At 61.7% G+C, this 17,129-nt stretch carries 15 protein-coding genes; 12 read left to right on the top strand and 3 right to left on the bottom strand.

Features of this window, described 5'->3' with window-relative positions:
* The first annotated feature begins 30 nt into the window (after nucleotides 1-30).
* The 6 genes from B5E41_RS02230 to B5E41_RS02255 all read left to right on the top strand — a co-directional run bounded on the left by B5E41_RS02230 (nucleotide 31) and on the right by B5E41_RS02255 (nucleotide 9,336).
* Entirely contained in the window at nucleotides 31-1,419 is a 1,389-nt protein-coding gene (locus B5E41_RS02230) for a dipeptidase (protein WP_088390701.1), read from the top strand.
* 396 nt (nucleotides 1,420-1,815) lie between these two features.
* Nucleotides 1,816-2,502 carry an SH3 domain-containing protein gene (locus tag B5E41_RS02235; protein ID WP_088390703.1) on the top strand — a complete coding sequence of 229 codons (687 nt, stop codon included), beginning with the start codon at nucleotides 1,816-1,818 and terminating at the stop codon, nucleotides 2,500-2,502.
* Between the two features lie 533 nt (nucleotides 2,503-3,035).
* A complete protein-coding gene (locus tag B5E41_RS02240; protein ID WP_088390705.1) occupies nucleotides 3,036-5,363 on the top strand; it encodes a transglycosylase domain-containing protein in 2,328 nt (775 codons plus the stop codon).
* A gap of 281 nt (nucleotides 5,364-5,644) precedes the next feature.
* On the top strand, nucleotides 5,645-7,561 hold the full coding sequence (gene dnaK, locus B5E41_RS02245; protein WP_088390707.1) for a molecular chaperone DnaK: 1,917 nt from the start codon (nucleotides 5,645-5,647) through the stop codon (nucleotides 7,559-7,561).
* 85 nt (nucleotides 7,562-7,646) lie between these two features.
* Complete coding sequence (gene dnaJ, locus B5E41_RS02250) at nucleotides 7,647-8,774, top strand: molecular chaperone DnaJ (RefSeq protein ID WP_088390709.1); 1,128 nt, start codon at nucleotides 7,647-7,649, stop codon at nucleotides 8,772-8,774.
* Nucleotides 8,775-9,135: 361 nt separating this feature from the next.
* Nucleotides 9,136-9,336, top strand: coding sequence for a hypothetical protein (locus tag B5E41_RS02255; RefSeq protein ID WP_064805820.1), 201 nt, complete (start codon nucleotides 9,136-9,138; stop codon nucleotides 9,334-9,336).
* Between the two features lie 121 nt (nucleotides 9,337-9,457).
* Here B5E41_RS02255 and B5E41_RS02260 read toward each other — a convergent pair whose 3' ends face one another.
* Nucleotides 9,458-9,823 carry a helix-turn-helix domain-containing protein gene (locus B5E41_RS02260; RefSeq protein ID WP_088390711.1) on the bottom strand — a complete coding sequence of 122 codons (366 nt, stop codon included), beginning with the start codon at nucleotides 9,821-9,823 and terminating at the stop codon, nucleotides 9,458-9,460.
* Between the two features lie 380 nt (nucleotides 9,824-10,203).
* Between B5E41_RS02260 and recF the strand changes: the two genes are divergently transcribed.
* Genes recF through B5E41_RS02275 form a run of 3 tightly spaced genes read left to right on the top strand, consistent with a single transcriptional unit; the run spans nucleotide 10,204 to nucleotide 12,613 of the window.
* A complete protein-coding gene (gene recF, locus B5E41_RS02265) occupies nucleotides 10,204-11,328 on the top strand; it encodes a DNA replication/repair protein RecF (RefSeq protein ID WP_064811609.1) in 1,125 nt (374 codons plus the stop codon).
* Nucleotides 11,325-12,143, top strand: a complete 819-nt coding sequence (locus B5E41_RS02270; protein WP_088390713.1) for a molybdopterin-synthase adenylyltransferase MoeB — start codon at nucleotides 11,325-11,327, stop codon at nucleotides 12,141-12,143. Before recF ends, B5E41_RS02270 begins: the two co-directional genes overlap by 4 nt.
* Complete coding sequence (locus B5E41_RS02275) at nucleotides 12,140-12,613, top strand: GNAT family N-acetyltransferase (protein WP_088390715.1); 474 nt, start codon at nucleotides 12,140-12,142, stop codon at nucleotides 12,611-12,613. Before B5E41_RS02270 ends, B5E41_RS02275 begins: the two co-directional genes overlap by 4 nt.
* Before the next feature lie 6 nt (nucleotides 12,614-12,619).
* Here B5E41_RS02275 and B5E41_RS02280 read toward each other — a convergent pair whose 3' ends face one another.
* Nucleotides 12,620-13,621, bottom strand: a complete 1,002-nt coding sequence (locus B5E41_RS02280; protein ID WP_088390717.1) for a 2-hydroxyacid dehydrogenase — start codon at nucleotides 13,619-13,621, stop codon at nucleotides 12,620-12,622.
* A gap of 184 nt (nucleotides 13,622-13,805) precedes the next feature.
* On the opposite strand from B5E41_RS02280, the gene B5E41_RS02285 reads away from it, so the two are divergent.
* Nucleotides 13,806-14,345, top strand: coding sequence for an SH3 domain-containing protein (locus tag B5E41_RS02285; RefSeq protein WP_011423530.1), 540 nt, complete (start codon nucleotides 13,806-13,808; stop codon nucleotides 14,343-14,345).
* On the opposite strand, the gene B5E41_RS02290 is transcribed toward B5E41_RS02285, so the two are convergent.
* Nucleotides 14,338-15,330, bottom strand: coding sequence for an adenosine kinase (locus B5E41_RS02290; RefSeq protein ID WP_064800238.1), 993 nt, complete (start codon nucleotides 15,328-15,330; stop codon nucleotides 14,338-14,340). The two genes, B5E41_RS02285 and B5E41_RS02290, sit on opposite strands and share 8 nt — an antisense overlap.
* A 511-nt stretch (nucleotides 15,331-15,841) precedes the next feature.
* Here B5E41_RS02290 and B5E41_RS02295 point away from each other — a divergent pair.
* Both B5E41_RS02295 and B5E41_RS02300 read left to right on the top strand, forming a co-directional pair.
* Nucleotides 15,842-16,789 (top strand): AEC family transporter, encoded by a 948-nt coding sequence (locus tag B5E41_RS02295; protein WP_088390719.1) that lies wholly within the window; start codon nucleotides 15,842-15,844, stop codon nucleotides 16,787-16,789.
* Between the two features lie 97 nt (nucleotides 16,790-16,886).
* A partial coding sequence (locus B5E41_RS02300) for a transposase (RefSeq protein WP_176439322.1) occupies nucleotides 16,887-17,129 on the top strand: 243 nt, incomplete at its 3' end.

The raw sequence follows: 17,129 nt of genomic DNA on the forward strand, positions 1-17,129 counted from the left end.
GTCCGGCCAAATTTCAAAAAGGAGTCGAAAATGACGGATCTACAACAGGTGCTTGCGCGCGCGGATCAGAACCTTTCCTCAAGCCTCGAAAAGCTGTTCGAGCTTCTGCGCATCCAGTCGATTTCCACTGATCCCGTCTACAAGGCCGAATGCCGGAAGGCGGCCGAATGGCTGGTCGCCTATCTCGAAGGCCTCGGCTTTACCGCCTCGGTGCGTGACACACCGGGCCACCCGATGGTGGTCGCCCACCACGCCGGCGCTTCCGCCGACGCGCCCCATGTGCTTTTCTACGGCCATTACGACGTGCAGCCGGTCGACCCGATCGAGCTCTGGGAAAACGATCCCTTCGAGCCATCGATCAAGGATGTCGGCGATGGCCGCAAGATCCTGACCGGGCGCGGCACCTCCGACGACAAGGGCCAGTTGATGACCTTCGTCGAAGCCTGCCGCGCCTATAAGGAGATCAACGGCGCACTTCCCTGCCGCATCACCATTCTGTTCGAGGGCGAGGAGGAATCGGGTTCACCGTCCCTGAAGCCTTTCCTCGAAGCCAACGCCGCCGAACTCAAGGCCGATTATGCGCTTGTCTGCGATACCGGCATGTGGGACCGCGATACGCCGGCAATCGCCGCGGCACTCCGCGGCCTCGTCGGCGAGGAGGTGGTCGTGACGGCGGCCGACCGCGACCTGCATTCCGGCCTCTTCGGCGGCGCTGCGGCCAATCCGATCCATATTCTCGTCGAGGCGCTTGCCGGCCTGCATGACGAGGCCGGTCGCATCACGCTCGAGGGCTTTTACGACGGCGTCGAGGAAACGCCCGACAATATCAAGGCGTCATGGGAGACGCTTGGCAAAACGGCCGAGAGCTTCCTCGGTGACGTCGGCCTTTCCATTCCCTCCGGCGAAAAGGGCCGGTCGGTGCTGGAACTGACCTGGGCGCGGCCGACGGCCGAAATCAACGGCATCTGGGGCGGATATACGGGCGAAGGCTTCAAGACGGTCATCGCTGCCAAGGCCTCGGCCAAGGTTTCGTTCCGGCTCGTCGGTACCCAGGACCCGGCCGCTATCCGCGAGGCTTTCCGCAGCTATGTCAGGTCGAAAATTCCGGCCGACTGCTCGGTGGAATTCCATCCGCATGGCGGCTCGCCCGCGATTCATCTCTCCTATGATTCGCCTGTTCTGACCAAGGCGAAGACGGCGCTTTCCGACGAGTGGCCGAAACCTGCCATCGTCATCGGCATGGGTGGCTCGATCCCGATTGTCGGAGATTTCCAGAAGATGCTCGGCATGGAATCGCTGCTCGTCGGCTTCGGCCTCGCCGATGACCGTATCCATTCGCCGAACGAGAAGTACGAGCTTGTCTCCTACCACAAGGGCATCCGCTCCTGGGTGCGGATCCTTCAGGCGCTCGCCGGCTAAACGCGATAACAGGCCTTGTGGCCAACCCGTCAAAATCAAAACAAAAGGCCGGTCGCCCGGCCTTTCGTCATCCGCTCGGCTCGGTGCCAGTTCATCCGTGGTCAAGGAGCAAGCGGGGATGCCGTCAGATTGCCGCCCGAAGGTTAACAGGCGGTTAACGGTGCTCTCATGAGGTACTCTCGATGGACCATGAGCGCGCACCCGAATGTGGCGCACAAATCTCCCCCCGTTCAAGCTGCGTTCATCGCGCTCGATCTATAAGGCGTTGAAAGACAAAGCGAATGATGACGCCCTAACAAATGCCGGCGATCGCTCTATCTTTTGTTCCAGATGGCATATGCCAAGGAAACGCAGCCGAGCGCTGCCTGAAAAACACGCCAACGAGGAGTGAGAAGCGTGAGAAACCTCATCGTCAAAATAGCCGCGGCCGCGCTGCTTGTGCTGGCTCCGGCAATAGCGCAGGCCGCCGAGGGTTACTCGACGGCAAACGTCAACATGCGCGCAGGTCCGAGCACCCGGTACCCGGCCGTCGCCGTCATACCGGCCGGTTCGTCCGTCGAAATCCGTGGATGCCTTTCCAACGTCAACTGGTGCGACGTCGAGTTCTACGGTGGCCGCGGCTGGGTCTCCGGCCAGTACGTGCAGGCAGTCTACGAGCAACGCCGCGTCTATGTCGGTCCGCGATATTACCGTCCGCTCGGCATTCCGATGGTTACCTTCAGCGTCGGCAATTATTGGGACCGCTACTACCGCGGCCGCGATTTCTATCGCGAGCGTGACCGCTGGAGCCGCGGCCCGGACTACTATTACCGCGACCGCGACTACCGGGATCGGGATTACCGGCGGGAGTATCGGGATCGGGATTATCAGGTCCGCGAGTACCGGGATCGTGACCGCGACCGGCGCGACGACGCCCGAAGGGAGGAACGCCGCAGAGAGGTCCGCAGGGATGACGACAACAGGAGTTCGGATTTCCGCGATCTGCCGCAGTTCAGAGGCGGGAAGGCCGACACCTACAATCATCCGGATCCAAGGGCTTCGCCTTTCGTCTGCCGCCCGGGCGATCCCTCCTGCGGCGACTGAAATATCGTGGGCGGCAGCAATGCCGCCCTTTCTGCACCGAAAATCATTGGAAAGCGGAGCCACGAAAAAGCCCGGCGCTCCTTGGGGGGATGCACCGGGCCTGATGTCGATCGGCACGCGTTGAGGGGAGACGGCCGATCATTCGCGGGACGTGAGGGGCTGTCCCGCTGCTCAATAAACAGCCGTCGAGCCTATTGGTTCCGCTCGCTGCATAATTCTTTAAATCAGCATTCCATTTGATTGCTGCAACGCCTCCCAGGACCGTGGTTATGACCTTCGCGGCTCGACAGCGCGACCCACCTCACTCGTTGTCCTTTAACACCCCGTTAAATCGCCGCAATTACAGTTCAGTCGGATGATCACGTCGCCCGCTGCATAGTTCCTTAAATCGAAATCAGTTTAAGGACAAAATTATGCATCACGTCAAAGTGCTATAGCGTCCTTCGCGCGTCTAAAGAGACGCCCGGCGCTGTAATAGGGCGCGTTATGCGAAGTGGGCTTCGCGATCGAACAGGGGATGCGACCGGTCGGCGATGGCAGGCAGAGGCAGATCAAGCGACAGAATAGAACCGTCCTTCAGCGGTCGCCCGGCCCGCGATGATGATGAATTTTCGCTCGATGCCGATGACCGCGTCATCGGAAGCAGATCCGCCCGGCGCGGCGGCTCCAAGCCCCCGCCGCAGCGTGCCGCCCGCCAGCGGCGGCGTGAGCCGCGGGAGCGTGAAGGCGGCGGCCTTTTCGGCTTCCTGCGCGGCGTGGTCTACTGGTGCGTCGTGCTTTTCATCTGGGCCGGCATTGGCATTGCCGGGCTCGTCCTCTATTACGGCTCGCGCATGCCGAGCGCCAGCACATGGGCGATCCCCGAGCGGCCGCCGAACGTCAAGATCACCGCCGTCGACGGCAGCGTCATTGCCAATCGCGGCGCCACCGGCGGCGAGGCGCTGTCGCTCGAAAACATGTCGCCCTATATTCCCGAAGCCGTCATCGCCATCGAAGACCGACGTTTTTATTCGCATTTCGGCGTCGATCCGCTCGGCCTCGGGCGGGCGATCGTCACCAATTTCACGGCCGGCCACATGGTGCAGGGCGGTTCGACGCTGACGCAACAGCTTGCCAAGAATCTCTTCCTCTCTCCCGAGAGAACGCTGGAACGCAAGGTGCAGGAGGTGCTGCTGGCGCTCTGGCTGGAGCAGAAATACACCAAGGACCAGATCCTTGCGATGTATCTCAACCGGGTGTTCTTCGGATCGAACGCCTATGGCGTCGAGGCGGCTTCACGCCGCTATTTCAACAAATCGGCGCGAGATGTGAACCTCGGCGAGGCAGCGGTGCTGGCCGGCCTGCTCAAGGCGCCGTCGCGACTTTCGCCGGCCCGCGACGCGGAAGCGGCGAATGCGCGCGCCCAGCTCGTGCTCGCGGCGATGCGCGAGCAAGGTTTCATCACCGATTCCGAGGTCAAAACAGCGATGTCGCAGACCCCGGCTTCGGCCAAGAGCTACTGGTCAGGCGCCGGGCATTATGTCGCCGATATGGTCATGGACGAATTGCCGGGCCTGATCGGCGACGTCAAGGAAGATATCGTCGTCGATACGACGATCGACAAATCGCTGGAGAAGAAGGCCGAGCAGTCGCTGGTCGACGTGCTCGACAAGGAGGGCGGCAAGCTCGACGCCTCGCAGGCGGCGCTGGTCTCGATCGACGGCACCGGGGCGATCCGGGCACTCGTCGGCGGCAGAGATTATGCGACGAGCCAGTTCAACCGCGCCGTCAAGGCCAAGCGCCAGCCGGGATCTTCGTTCAAACCCTTCGTCTATACCGCGGCGCTGGAAAAAGGGCTGACGCCTTTTTCGGTGTTCAACGACGCGCCGATCCGCATCGGCGACTGGACGCCGGAGAATTACGAGAAGAAATACAATGGCGAAGTGACGCTCGCCACCGCACTCGCCAAGTCGCTGAACACGGTGGCCGCGCAGCTGGTGATGTATGACGGGCCGGATCAGGTGATCAAACTCGCCCACCGGCTCGGGATCGAAAGCGAACTGCAGCCGAACGCCTCGATTGCGCTCGGGACGTCCGAAGTGTCGCTGATGGAACTGACCGCCTCCTATGCCGCCTTCATGAATGGCGGCTACAAGGCGACGCCGCACGTCATCCGCCGGGTGACGACCGCCGAGGGCAAGGTTCTCTACGAAAATACCTATGACAGTCCGCCGCGCGTGCTTTCCGAGCAGATCGCCGCGCAGATGAATACGATGATGATGGGCGTCATCGAAAACGGCACCGGCAAGAGTGCCAAGATTCCCGGCTGGCAGGCGGCGGGCAAGACCGGCACGACGCAGAATTCGCGCGACGCCCTGTTCGTCGGCTTCACCAGCAACCTCACCACAGGCGTCTGGTTCGGCAATGACGACGGCAAGCCGATGAAGAAGGTGACCGGCGGCGGTCTTCCAGCCAAGGCCTGGAAGGAATTCATGATCGCCGCCCACAAGGGCCTTTCGCCGGCGCCGCTCTTCGGCAACGGCCAGCTGATCGACAATCCGAACAGCGGTCAGCCGATGGCGCAGGCAGCGCCCGACGGCGGGCAGCCGGTCACGGCCGAAGTGCCGCCACCGACGACGATCGGCGGCATCATATCAGGCGTCTTCGGCGGCGGCGAGAATGCCGAGCGCTATCCGCAGGCGCCTGTCCGGCAGCAGCGGGCAAGCCCCGGAAACGGCCCGGTCCCTGCTGCAGGCGTTGCTGAAGGCGGCGGTTCAGGCTACGACGGCGTCGTCCCGCCCGGCGATGTCGGTGGGCCGCAGACGACCTCTTCGGTGCAGCCCCGGCGCACGACCCTACTCGACCTGATCATGGGTCAATGAGATTCCGTGCTGCATGCCCGGCGCAAGCCATATATCCTAGAAATCGCACGCTTTCCGGGGATCGGGCGACCTCTTTCCGGGCTGCTGCGAAAATTGAAGGCAACACATTCGTTTTGCTGGATTCCGGGCTATTTCCCGCCTTGCAGTCGAGAAAACCGCTCCTTATATACGCCGCATCACCGCAATCACGATTGCGTAATCAAGTAGACCCAATCCCGTAAGGGGCTGTCAGGGAAATGCCTTCTGGGGGTTCCGACAGCTTGCTTCAAGGAGAGAATGACATGGCAAAAGTAATTGGTATCGACCTTGGAACGACGAATTCCTGCGTCGCAGTCATGGACGGCAAGGACGCAAAGGTCATCGAGAATGCGGAAGGTGCGCGCACGACCCCTTCCATGGTGGCCTTTTCCGATGATGGCGAGCGCCTCGTCGGCCAGCCGGCCAAGCGCCAGGCGGTCACCAACCCGACGAACACGCTCTTTGCGGTCAAGCGCCTGATCGGCCGCCGTTACGAAGATCCGACCGTCGAGAAGGACAAGCATCTCGTTCCCTTCAGCATCGTCAAAGGCGACAATGGCGACGCCTGGGTCGAAGCCAATGGCAAGGGCTACTCGCCCGCACAGATTTCCGCGATGATCCTTCAGAAGATGAAGGAAACCGCCGAATCCTATCTCGGCGAAAAGGTCGAGAAGGCGGTTATCACCGTTCCCGCCTACTTCAACGACGCGCAGCGCCAGGCAACCAAGGATGCCGGCAGGATCGCCGGTCTTGAAGTGCTCCGCATCATCAACGAGCCGACCGCTGCCGCTCTCGCCTACGGCCTCGACAAGAAGGACGGCAAGACGATCGCCGTCTACGACCTTGGCGGCGGCACCTTCGATATTTCGATCCTCGAGATCGGCGACGGCGTCTTCGAAGTGAAGTCCACCAACGGCGACACCTTCCTCGGCGGTGAAGACTTCGACATGCGCCTCGTCGAATACCTCGTTGCCGAATTCAAGAAGGACAACGGCATCGACCTGAAGAACGACAAGCTTGCCCTGCAGCGCCTCAAGGAAGCCGCGGAAAAGGCCAAGATCGAGCTGTCGTCCTCGCAGCAGACCGAAATCAACCTGCCGTTCATTACGGCTGACGCCTCCGGCCCGAAGCACCTGACGCTGAAGCTGACCCGTGCCAAGCTCGAGAGCCTGGTCGACGATCTGGTCCAGCGTACGATCGCGCCCTGCAAGGCAGCCCTCAAGGACGCCGGCGTCACCGCTGCCGAAATCGACGAAGTGGTTCTGGTCGGCGGCATGAGCCGCATGCCGAAGGTGCAGGAAGTCGTCAAGCAGCTGTTCGGCAAGGAGCCGCACAAGGGCGTCAACCCGGATGAAGTGGTTGCGCTCGGCGCCGCCATCCAGGCCGGCGTTCTGCAGGGCGACGTCAAGGACGTCCTGCTGCTCGACGTCACTCCGCTGTCGCTCGGCATCGAAACGCTCGGCGGTGTCTTCACCCGTCTGATCGAACGCAACACGACGATCCCGACCAAGAAGAGCCAGACCTTCTCGACGGCGGAAGACAACCAGCAGGCCGTCACCATCCGCGTCTCGCAGGGCGAGCGCGAAATGGCTGCCGACAACAAGCTGCTCGGCCAGTTCGACCTCGTCGGCCTGCCGCCGTCGCCGCGCGGCGTGCCGCAGATCGAAGTCACCTTCGACATCGACGCCAACGGCATCGTGCAGGTCTCTGCCAAGGACAAGGGCACCGGCAAAGAACAGCAGATTCGCATCCAGGCTTCCGGCGGCCTTTCCGACGCCGACATCGAAAAGATGGTCAAGGATGCCGAATCCCATGCTGCCGAAGACAAGAAGCGCCGCGAGACCGTAGAAGCCAAGAACCAGGCCGAAAGCCTGATCCACTCCACGGAAAAGTCGCTGAAGGATTACGGCGACAAGGTCTCCGAAGCCGACCGCACCGCCATCTCGGATGCGATCGCCGCGCTGAAGTCCTCGACCGAGGCAACCGAAGCCGACGCCGAAGACATCAAGGCCAAGACCCAGACGCTCATGGAAGTTTCCATGAAGCTCGGCCAGGCGATCTATGAAGCACAGCAGGCCGAAGGCGGCGCTGCTGCCGATGCCTCCACGGAAGGCGGCGACAATGTCGTCGACGCCGACTACGAGGAAATCAAGGACGATGACCGCAAGAAGTCCGCGTAATCCGCGGCGGCGTGGTTATGCTTCAACACCTGATCCGGCTGCTCACCATGGCAGCCGGAAATCCATTTCCGGGGTTTAATCCTTAATGGCAAAAGCGGACTTTTACGAAACTCTGGGTGTAGCCAAATCGGCGGACGAGAAAGAGCTGAAGAGCGCCTTCCGAAAGCTGGCGATGAAATATCATCCGGACAAGAACCCGGACGACAAGGAAGCCGAACGGAAGTTCAAGGAAATCAACGAAGCCTATGAAATGCTCAAGGACCCGCAGAAGCGGGCAGCCTATGATCGCTATGGCCACGCAGCTTTTGAGCACGGCGGCATGGGCGGCGGTGGCGGCGGATTTGCCGGCGGCGGCTTCTCCGACATCTTCGAGGATATTTTCGGCGAGATGATGGGCGGCGGACGGGCGCGCCAGCGCTCTGCGGGAGGCCGCGAGCGCGGCGCCGATCTTCGCTATAATATGGAAATTACGCTGGAAGAGGCTTTCTCAGGCAAGACGGCGCAGATCCGCGTTCCCACTTCCATCACCTGCGACGTCTGTTCGGGTTCGGGCGCCAAGCCCGGCACGCAGCCGAAGAATTGCGGCACCTGCCAAGGCACGGGTCGCGTGCGCGCGGCGCAGGGCTTCTTCTCGATCGAGCGGACCTGCCCGACCTGCCACGGCCGCGGCCAGATCATTCCCGATCCGTGTCCGAAATGCCACGGCCAGGGCCGGGTGACGGAAGAGCGGTCGCTCTCCGTCAATATTCCCGCCGGCATCGAGGACGGTACGCGCATCCGCCTGCAGGGCGAGGGCGAAGCCGGGACTCGCGGCGGACCGGCCGGCGATCTTTATATCTTCCTGTCGGTGAAGCCGCATGAATTCTACCAGCGCGACGGAGCCGACCTCTATTGCGCCGTGCCGATCTCGATGACGACGGCTGCTCTCGGCGGAACCTTCGACGTGGCGACGCTCGACGGCACCAAATCGCGGGTGAGCGTGCCTGAGGGCACGCAGGCCGGCAAACAGTTCCGCCTCAAGGGCAAGGGCATGCCGGTGCTGCGTTCGGCGCAGACAGGCGATCTCTATATCCAGATCCAGATCGAGACACCGCAAAAGCTCACCAAGCGCCAGCGCGAGCTGCTGCAGGAATTCGAGCAGATTTCTTCCAAGGAGAACAATCCGGAGTCGACGGGTTTCTTTGCCCGGATGAAGGAATTCTTCGAAGGCTGATCTGTCGGTCGATAGGCAATCGCGAAAGCCGGGGACGGAAACGTCTCCGGCTTTTTTGCTCGCGCAAATCCTGATTTGGGACATAGGCAGTTCATGCCAGGCGATCTGTTCAGATCCGCCGCGCAATCTGTTCCAGATCGACACGGCGCCCGATCGGAAAAGGAACTTGCGTTAACGCAGCCCGATGATGCCGCTTGCAAGTTTTTCAAATGACTTCAATCTTTGCCGTCAGTGCATGACCCAGGAGATCGGAATCGATATCAGCAAGGTGATGCACAGTTTCAAAGCGACAGAGCGTTTCCAGCGCGTCCCATTGGACGCAGGCGCTCTAACTGGGACCACCGAAGCAAGAGTATCCATCATGGCGCCAGCCTTTTCCTCTCAGTCCGACGATGTCGACGTTCTCGCCGGCGCCATCTACACATGGTGTGCCGAGCGCAATATCAAGCTTCGCAGCCAGCAGGGCCTTTCCATCGCCAGTATCGCGATCGACCTTTATCACGCCGGCCACCAGACGCAGGACGAGCTGCTGACGGCGTTGCACGGGTGCGAGATTCACTGATTCACCAGCGCGTCGCGAAATGCATCTGCCCTGGGGACAGGCAGCCCCGACAGGTTCGAAGGTCATCCCTATCTGAAGATAGTCTTGCTTTTCTCGAGGTCAGCTGACCGCTTCAACGGAGTCAAGCGGCGTTATCGACCGCTTCGCCGCTCATGAGTGTCAGGATCGTTTTGACCGCTTCCTTGCCTGCCGCCGAGTTCAGCTTGTCGTAGCTCAGCGCAAGGGCGTAGGCGTCGGGACTGAGTTCGATACGGCCGCCGAATTCCGATATATCCGTCCCATCGAAGAGGGCGGAGATCTCGACACCGAGAAAAACCGCAATCTGATGCAGCTTGCTGGCTGATACGCGGTTCGTTCCCTTTTCATATTTCTGGATCTGCTGGAAAGTCAGCCCGAGTGCTTCACCGAGCTCGAGCTGGGAAACGCGACGAATGGCGCGAAGCTGTCTGATGTTGCGACCAACAATGATATCGACCGGATCTGGCACTTCACCACTCTCTTATACATGAACCTTTTGTTCACCATATCGTTTTCCCGAGATAACGCAACCCATTAGTTGCAAAATTCAACCGACTTTTTCTGGGCATCACGTTACGTCAGCAGCCACTGCGGAATGTCGCAGAAGCCCTGCCATGCAGGCAATCCGAGAGCGCCGACGATGACCGTCGTCGGTGAGCACGCTAATGTCGGACGCCTCTGATGCGGTTGTATTTTTTGCGGATTTCGGGAAAACAGTACCGGAAAGTTCCAGAATCGATCGTATTTGCTATGCTTCCGGTGAAGCGCGCGATCCGCGGCCCGAAGTGGCGAGCTTGCCATCCGCGCCGCTTCGGCTTAGCTGTCACGCTTCACGAACCCGGATACGCAATGCCGCATAAGGTTTCTCTTTCCCGTCTGAAGCTGACGGACTTCCGCAATTATGCGGCCGCGAGCCTTAGTCTCGACGGTCGGCATGCCGTGCTGACCGGAGACAATGGCGCCGGCAAGACCAATCTCATGGAGGCGGTCTCGCTGCTTTCGCCTGGCCGCGGCCTGCGCCGAGCCGCCTATGGCGACATTACCCGTGTCGGCGCGGCCGGCGGCTTTTCGATCTTCGCAGCGCTCGACGGCATGGAGGGCGAAGTCGAAATAGGAACCGGCATAGAAGCGGGCGAGGAGACCACAGCCCGCCGGCTTCGCATCAACGGTACCCCGGCAAAAACCGCCGACGAATTGACCGATCACCTGCGTCTTCTCTGGCTGACACCGGCAATGGACGGGCTCTTTACCGGCGCCTCCTCCGACCGCCGGCGCTTTCTCGACCGGCTGGTGCTGTCGCTCGATCCTGCCCACGGCCGCCGCGCCAGCGATTTCGAGCGCGCCATGCGCAGCCGCAACAAGCTGCTGGACGAAGGCCGTTTCGACCCTTCCTGGCTTGCGGGAATCGAAGAACAGATGGCAAGTCTCGGCATCGCCATGGCGCTCGCCCGCCAGGAGATGCTCGGCCTATTGACCCGGCTGACCGAGGAAACCCTGGAGAGCTCGCCTTTCCCGTCTGCCTCACTGCAGCTCTCGGGTTTCATGGACGGCCAATTCTCGCGCCCATCGGTCGACCTCGAGGACGACTACGCGGCGATGCTCGCCGAAAGCCGCTACCGCGATGCCGGTGCGGGGCGCACGCTGGAGGGACCGCACCGGACTGATCTCATCGTCCACCACCGCGAAAAGGCGATGGAGGCAGAGCGGTGTTCCACCGGCGAACAGAAAGCGCTGCTTGTCGGCCTGGTGCTTGCCCATGCGCGGCTCGTCGGCAATCTTACCGGTCATGCGCCGATCCTGCTGCTCGACGAGATCGCCGCGCATCTCGATGAGAACAGGCGCGCCGCGCTGTTCGACCTCATCGACGGACTCGGCGGTCAGGCCTTCATGACCGGAACGGATCGGGGAATGTTCTCGGCCCTTGGCGACAGGGCGCAGTTCTTTACGGTTGCGGACGGAAGGGTGTTCGGATGAGGGAGACAGCTTTTCCCGATGTCGAGGACCATGCTACCATCGCCGCCATGGAACCTCTCAGCCCCGATGAAATCGCCCGGTATCAACGCCATATCCTGCTACCCGAAATCGGCGGCGCAGGCCAGCAGAAACTCAAAGCCGCCCGCGTGCTGGTGATCGGCGCCGGCGGGCTCGGTGCGCCGATCCTGCAATATCTCGCCGCCGCCGGTATCGGCACGCTCGGCATCGTCGACGACGACCGGGTGTCGCTGTCCAATCTGCAGCGCCAGGTGATCCATGATTCCGGCACGATCGGCGAGCTGAAAACCGAAAGCGCCGCCTTGGCCATTGCCAGGCTCAACCCGCATGTGCGGCTCATCCGCTTCGAGGAACGCTTTTCTCGCGAGACTTCCCGGCGTCAATTATCCGGTTTCGATTTGCTGATCGACGGCTCCGACAATTTCGATACACGTTATGCCGCGGCCGATGCGGCGGAGGAAGCACGTATCCCGCTCGTCACCGGCGCCGTCGGCCGTTTCGACGGTTCACTGACAGTGCTAAAACCTTATGAGACGGCCGAGGACGGAGCGCCCAACCCAGGCTATCGCGACCTGTTTCCCGAGGCGCCTCCGGCGGGTCTGATTCCCAGCTGCGCCGAAGCCGGCATTATCGGCGCGCTCACCGGCGTCATCGGCACGATGATGGCGATGGAGGCGATCAAGCTCATCACCGGCGCCGGCGAGCCGCTGATCGGGCGACTGCTGCTTTACGACGCACTCTCGGCCCGGTTCGAAACCGTGCGCTACAAGCGCCGCCGCGCAAGGCAGGCCGGATGACGATTATCCGCCTCGATCCGAGTTTCACGCGCTGGGACGAGCTGCTCGCCCTCATCCTTGCGGCCTTCGCTTCGATGAACGGCAGGATCGATCCGCCGTCCTCGGCGCTCAGTCTGACAGCGGAGGCGCTGGCAGCAAAGGCTGAGGCCGAGATCGGCCATGTCGTCATCGACGATGGCAAACTGACCGGCTGCCTGTTTCTGCGGCCGGAGGCCGATTGTCTCTATGTCGGCAAGCTCGCCGTTCTGCCGGCAGCGCAAGGCAAAGGCCTCGGCAGGCGTTTGCTGGCAGTTGCCGAGGAGGCGGCCGCAGAATTCGGCCTTGCCGCCTTGCGGCTGGAGACACGCATCGAGCTTACCGACAATCACGCCGTCTTTGCTGCCTGGGGATTTTCCAAAACCGCCGAGAAGGCGCATCCCGGCTTTGCCAGGACGACCTTCGTCGAGATGCGGAAGAGCCTTGGACGCTGACGCGTGTCAGCGGCCAGGCAGCACCCGATTCGGCGGCCTGTGGCCGTCGATGAAGGTGCGGATATTGATGATGACTTTGTCGCCCATGTCGATCCGGCCTTCAATTGTCGCCGAGCTCATATGCGGCAGCAGCACGACCTTGCCCTCGTTGGCGAGCTTGACGAGCTTCGGATTGACTGCAGGCTCGTTCTCGAAGACGTCGAGGCCGGCGCCGGCGATCTTGCCCTCCCTCAGGCACTTGATCAGCGCGGTTTCATCGACGACGTCACCGCGCGCCGTATTGACGAGATAGGCCGTCGGCTGCAGCAGCGCCAGGCGGCGCGCCGAAATCAGGTGAAAGGTCGCCGGCGTCGAGGGGCAGTTGATCGAGACGATGTCGACGCGCGCCAGCATCTGGTCGAGGCTTTCCCAATAGGTTGCCTCCAACTCGTCCTCGACGGCCGGATTGACGCGCTTGCGGTTGTGGTAGTGAATCGAAAGACCAAAAGCCTTGGCGCGGCGGGCCACCGCCGTGCCGATTCGCCCCATGCCGACGATGCCGATCCGCTTGCCGTGAATGCGCCGGCCGAGCATCCAAGTGGGAGACCAGCCGGCCCACTCGCCCGGCTTGTCGGTCAGGATCCGCGCCCCTTCGCCGAGCCGCCTCGGGACCGCGAGAATCAGCGCCATCGTCATATCGGCAGTGTCCTCGGTCAGGACGTTCGGCGTGTTGGTGACGGTGATGCCCTTGCGCGCCGCCGCCTCGACGTCGATGTGGTCGGTGCCGTTGGAGAAGCTGGCAATCAGCTTCATCTGCGGTCCCGCCTCATCGATCAGCGCCGCATCGATGCGATCGGTGACCGTCGGCACCAGCACGTCGGCGGTCCGCACAGCGGCGATAAGCTCGGGAACGGAGCGCGGCGCGTCATCGATGTTCAGCTCGGCATCGAAGAGCTCCCGCATTCGGGTTTCGACGGCATCCGGCAGCTTGCGGGTGATATAGACCTTCGGTTTTTTCTTCGTTGTCATGGCCGCCTGCGATGCCTTGTTCAGAGGTCTTTAACCAAGAGGGGTGATAATTTTCCCGTTCCGGGCAATTTCTACCAGACCCGCACGCGAAGACAAACAAAACTCGTGGTGCAGCCGGGGAATGTCAAAGCCCGGACCGCGCGCAGGCCGAGCCTGGCGCGAATTCGAGCAAACGGAAGCCTCCATGCGCAGCAAAGTCCTGAAGTCCTGCCTCGCCCTCGCGATCGCTCTGGCCGCATCCATGGGAACCTTAGAATTTGCTCATGCGCAAGCGGCCAAGGGGCCGAGCGGCCTGCCATTGCCGCGCTTCGTTACGTTGAAATCGAAGCGCGTCAACCTGCGCATCGGCCCGGGAACGGATTTCGCCGTATCGTGGATGTATCTGAAGTCCGGACTGCCGGTGGAAATCATCCAGGAATACGACAATTGGCGCCGCATCCGCGATGCCGACGGCACTGAGGGCTGGGTCAATCAGTCGCTGCTATCAGGCCAGCGCGCGGCGATCGCCGCGCCCTGGATGAAGACGAAGGGCAAGGGCGTTTATGTCAATCTGCGCCGCGAGGCGCAGCCCTCCGCCTCAATCGTCGCCAAGCTCGAACCCGGCGTGATGCTGACAATCGGCGAATGCAACGGCGACTGGTGCCACGCAGAAACCGACGGCGCCGCGGGCTGGGTGGCGCAGTCGGAAATCTGGGGCGCCTATCCCGGCGAAGCCTTCAAATAAGCCCCGCCTGTTTGGCGGCCTCGGAAAGCGAGGTCATCGGGCGTGGGCCGATCTGCTGAATGACTATGCCGGCGGCGAGACAACCGAGCTTGCCGCAATCCTCGAGCGACCGTCCCTGCGTGTAGCCATAGAGGAAGCCGGAGGCAAACAGGTCGCCGGCGCCCGTTGTATCCACGACTTCCCGGATCCTGATCGCATTGACGTAATAACGCTCCCGGCCCTTCAGGATGACGGCGCCGTTCTCGCTCATCGTCACGGCGGCGATCTTGCAGTCCGCGGCAATCCTGTTCAGCGCCTCTTCGAAATCGTCGGTCTGATAAAGCGACAGCGCCTCCTGGCGATTGGCAAAGACGATATCGACCTTGCCGGAGCGCATCAGATCGAGGAACTCGCCGCGATACCGGTCGACGCAGAAACTGTCGGACAGCGTCATCGACATTTCCCGGCCGTGTTGATGGGCGATGCGGGCGCAATCGAGAATCGCCTCCTTAGCGCGCGGCGGATCCCACAGATAACCTTCGAAATAGGTGACCTTGGCATCGGCAACGACATCGGCCTCGACATCCTCAGGACCGAGTTCGACGCAGGCGCCGAGATAGGTATTCATCGAACGCTCGCCATCTTCGGTGACGAAGATCATCGAACGCGCCGTCGGCGGGAAGGTGCCCTTCGGCTTCGTCTGATAGTGGACGCCCTGGGCGCGGATATCGTGGGTGAAGATGTCTCCGAGCTGATCTGCGGCGACATTGCCGAAATAGGCGGCTTTGCCGCCGAGGTTGGCAACGCCCGCCGCCGTGTTGCCGGCGCTGCCGCCGGAGGCTTCCAGTGCCGGTCCCATGCGCGAATACAAGAGTTCGGCGCGTTCGGCGTCGATGAGGTTCATCGCCGCCTTGGTGATCTGGTTGTCAATGAGGAACTGGTCGTTGCAACGGGCGATGATATCCACGATTGCGTTGCCGACCGTCAGAACATCGAATCTTGTCATGAAATGGGGGGTCCCGGATTTGTGATAGCCGGGGTTCGGTCTTAGCGAAATTCCCGCGGTTTGGAAGGACAAATGGTGAATGGCGCATCTATTTCTTCGCAAAAGTGCCGCTTATTCGTCATGCCGCTGTCATCTTCGAAATCTAGAAATACTCGCAGGGACACCGGCATGAGCAGCTTTCAGTTGCAGCCGGCCGCCCGAGGGATGATCCCTTCGACTTACCGGCGCGATGCTGACCACGGATGAACTGGCAGCTTCGCGATTCGGGTATCCGGCAAGGCCGGAGCGGTAAAGCGGGCAGTGCCCGCTTTTTTTGCTCTGCGGAGAACTCCGCGGCCGGAGCGGGCGGCGTTTGCCTTTTGCTGCTCGAGCGCCGCGCGTCCGTGGGGGCGCACAAAGGACGCTCTCACTCTTTAAATCTGCGCATCGGGCTTACCGAAAATCGATTCCGATTTTCGGGCCGATGCTGTAGAGGTCGGATACCCCCCTCCCCCGCAGAGCATCCTGCCTCATGTCAGCCATCATTCTCGACGTCCTTCCCATCTTCATCCTGATCCTCATCGGCTGGGTGATCGTTCGCAGCGGCCTGATGACCTCGAATGTCGGCGACGCGCTCAGCGAATTCGTCTTCAAGATCGCCGTGCCGCTTCTGCTCTTCCGCACCATCGCCGAGGCGGATTTCCACGGCGCCTCGCCTTTCCGGCTCTGGATCGTCTATTTCTCCGGCGTCGCCATCACCTGGACGGCCGGGCATATCGCCGCCACGCGGCTTTTCGGCCGCGACGAACGGATCGGCGTTCTCGCCGGCGTTTCCTCAGCCTTCGCCAACAACGTCTTCATCGGGCTGCCGCTCGTTCAGCGGACCATCGGCGACGAAGGGCTGGTAGCGTTGTCGATCCTGCTTGCCGTGCATCTGCCTGTCATGATGGTCGCCGGCACAGTGCTGATGGAGCATGCGGAGCGCAAGATCGCGGGCAAAAGCGACCGCAGCATGGTGTTCGTGCTTCGCCAGATCATCATCAATCTCATACGCAATCCGCTGGTGATCGGGCTTGCGGCCGGCATGGCCATGCATCTTTCCGGCCTTACCATGCCGGCGACGATGGCGACGGTCGTCAATCAGATCGCCGGCATTGCCGGTCCGGCGGCGCTGATCTCGCTCGGGATGGCGCTGGAGAGATACGGCGTCTCCGGCAACTTCGGCATTGCCAGCGTCACCTCGAGCTTAAAGCTGCTGCTGCTGCCCGGTTGCGTCTGGGCGGCGAGCCATCTCCTCGGCCTCAGCCCTGAATGGACGGCAGCGATCGTGCTGACCTCGTCAGTGCCGACAGGCGTCAACGCCTGGCTGATCGCCAACCGGTTCGGCGTCGGTCACAGCCTCGCCGCCTCGACGATCACGGTGACAACGGCGCTCGGCGCCATCACGGTCTCGCTCTGGGCTTATTTCCTGGGGGCCTGAGCGGGTCTCGGCACATAAGAAAAGCCCGGCTTGCGAGCCGGGCTCAGATTGCTGACAAACCCCTGGCGAGAGCTGGGGGTTTGTGATTCACTGGGACATGTTGAAGAAACCCAGCCCTGAACAGACAGCTCTCGAGATGGTGACGCTCGATAGTCTGGTGCCAAAGGATCACCTGCTTCGCAAGATCGAGGCGGTGATTGACTTCTCCTTCATCCACGACCGCGTTGCGGGATTGTATTGCGCCGACAACGGCCGACCACCGCTCGATCCAACCTTGATGTTCAAGGCGTTGTTCATCGGCTACCTGTTCGGCATCCGCTCCGAGCGGCAGTTGGTGCGC

Source organism: Rhizobium esperanzae, assembly GCF_002204185.1.
Lineage (GTDB): Bacteria > Pseudomonadota > Alphaproteobacteria > Rhizobiales > Rhizobiaceae > Rhizobium > Rhizobium esperanzae.

Bases quoted from the DNA above. Each gene is read 5' to 3' on its own strand.
- B5E41_RS02230 (WP_088390701.1), top strand. From the start codon at position 31: ATGACGGATCTACAACAGGTGCTTGCGCGCGCGGATCAGAACCTTTCC.
- B5E41_RS02240 (WP_088390705.1), top strand. From the start codon at position 3,036: ATGGCAGGCAGAGGCAGATCAAGCGACAGAATAGAACCGTCCTTCAGC.
- dnaK (WP_088390707.1), top strand. From the start codon at position 5,645: ATGGCAAAAGTAATTGGTATCGACCTTGGAACGACGAATTCCTGCGTC.
- dnaJ (WP_088390709.1), top strand. From the start codon at position 7,647: ATGGCAAAAGCGGACTTTTACGAAACTCTGGGTGTAGCCAAATCGGCG.
- B5E41_RS02255 (WP_064805820.1), top strand. From the start codon at position 9,136: ATGGCGCCAGCCTTTTCCTCTCAGTCCGACGATGTCGACGTTCTCGCC.
- recF (WP_064811609.1), top strand. From the start codon at position 10,204: ATGCCGCATAAGGTTTCTCTTTCCCGTCTGAAGCTGACGGACTTCCGC.
- B5E41_RS02270 (WP_088390713.1), top strand. From the start codon at position 11,325: ATGAGGGAGACAGCTTTTCCCGATGTCGAGGACCATGCTACCATCGCC.
- B5E41_RS02275 (WP_088390715.1), top strand. From the start codon at position 12,140: ATGACGATTATCCGCCTCGATCCGAGTTTCACGCGCTGGGACGAGCTG.
- B5E41_RS02280 (WP_088390717.1), bottom strand. From the start codon at position 13,621: ATGACAACGAAGAAAAAACCGAAGGTCTATATCACCCGCAAGCTGCCG.
- B5E41_RS02285 (WP_011423530.1), top strand. From the start codon at position 13,806: ATGCGCAGCAAAGTCCTGAAGTCCTGCCTCGCCCTCGCGATCGCTCTG.
- B5E41_RS02290 (WP_064800238.1), bottom strand. From the start codon at position 15,330: ATGACAAGATTCGATGTTCTGACGGTCGGCAACGCAATCGTGGATATC.
- B5E41_RS02295 (WP_088390719.1), top strand. From the start codon at position 15,842: ATGTCAGCCATCATTCTCGACGTCCTTCCCATCTTCATCCTGATCCTC.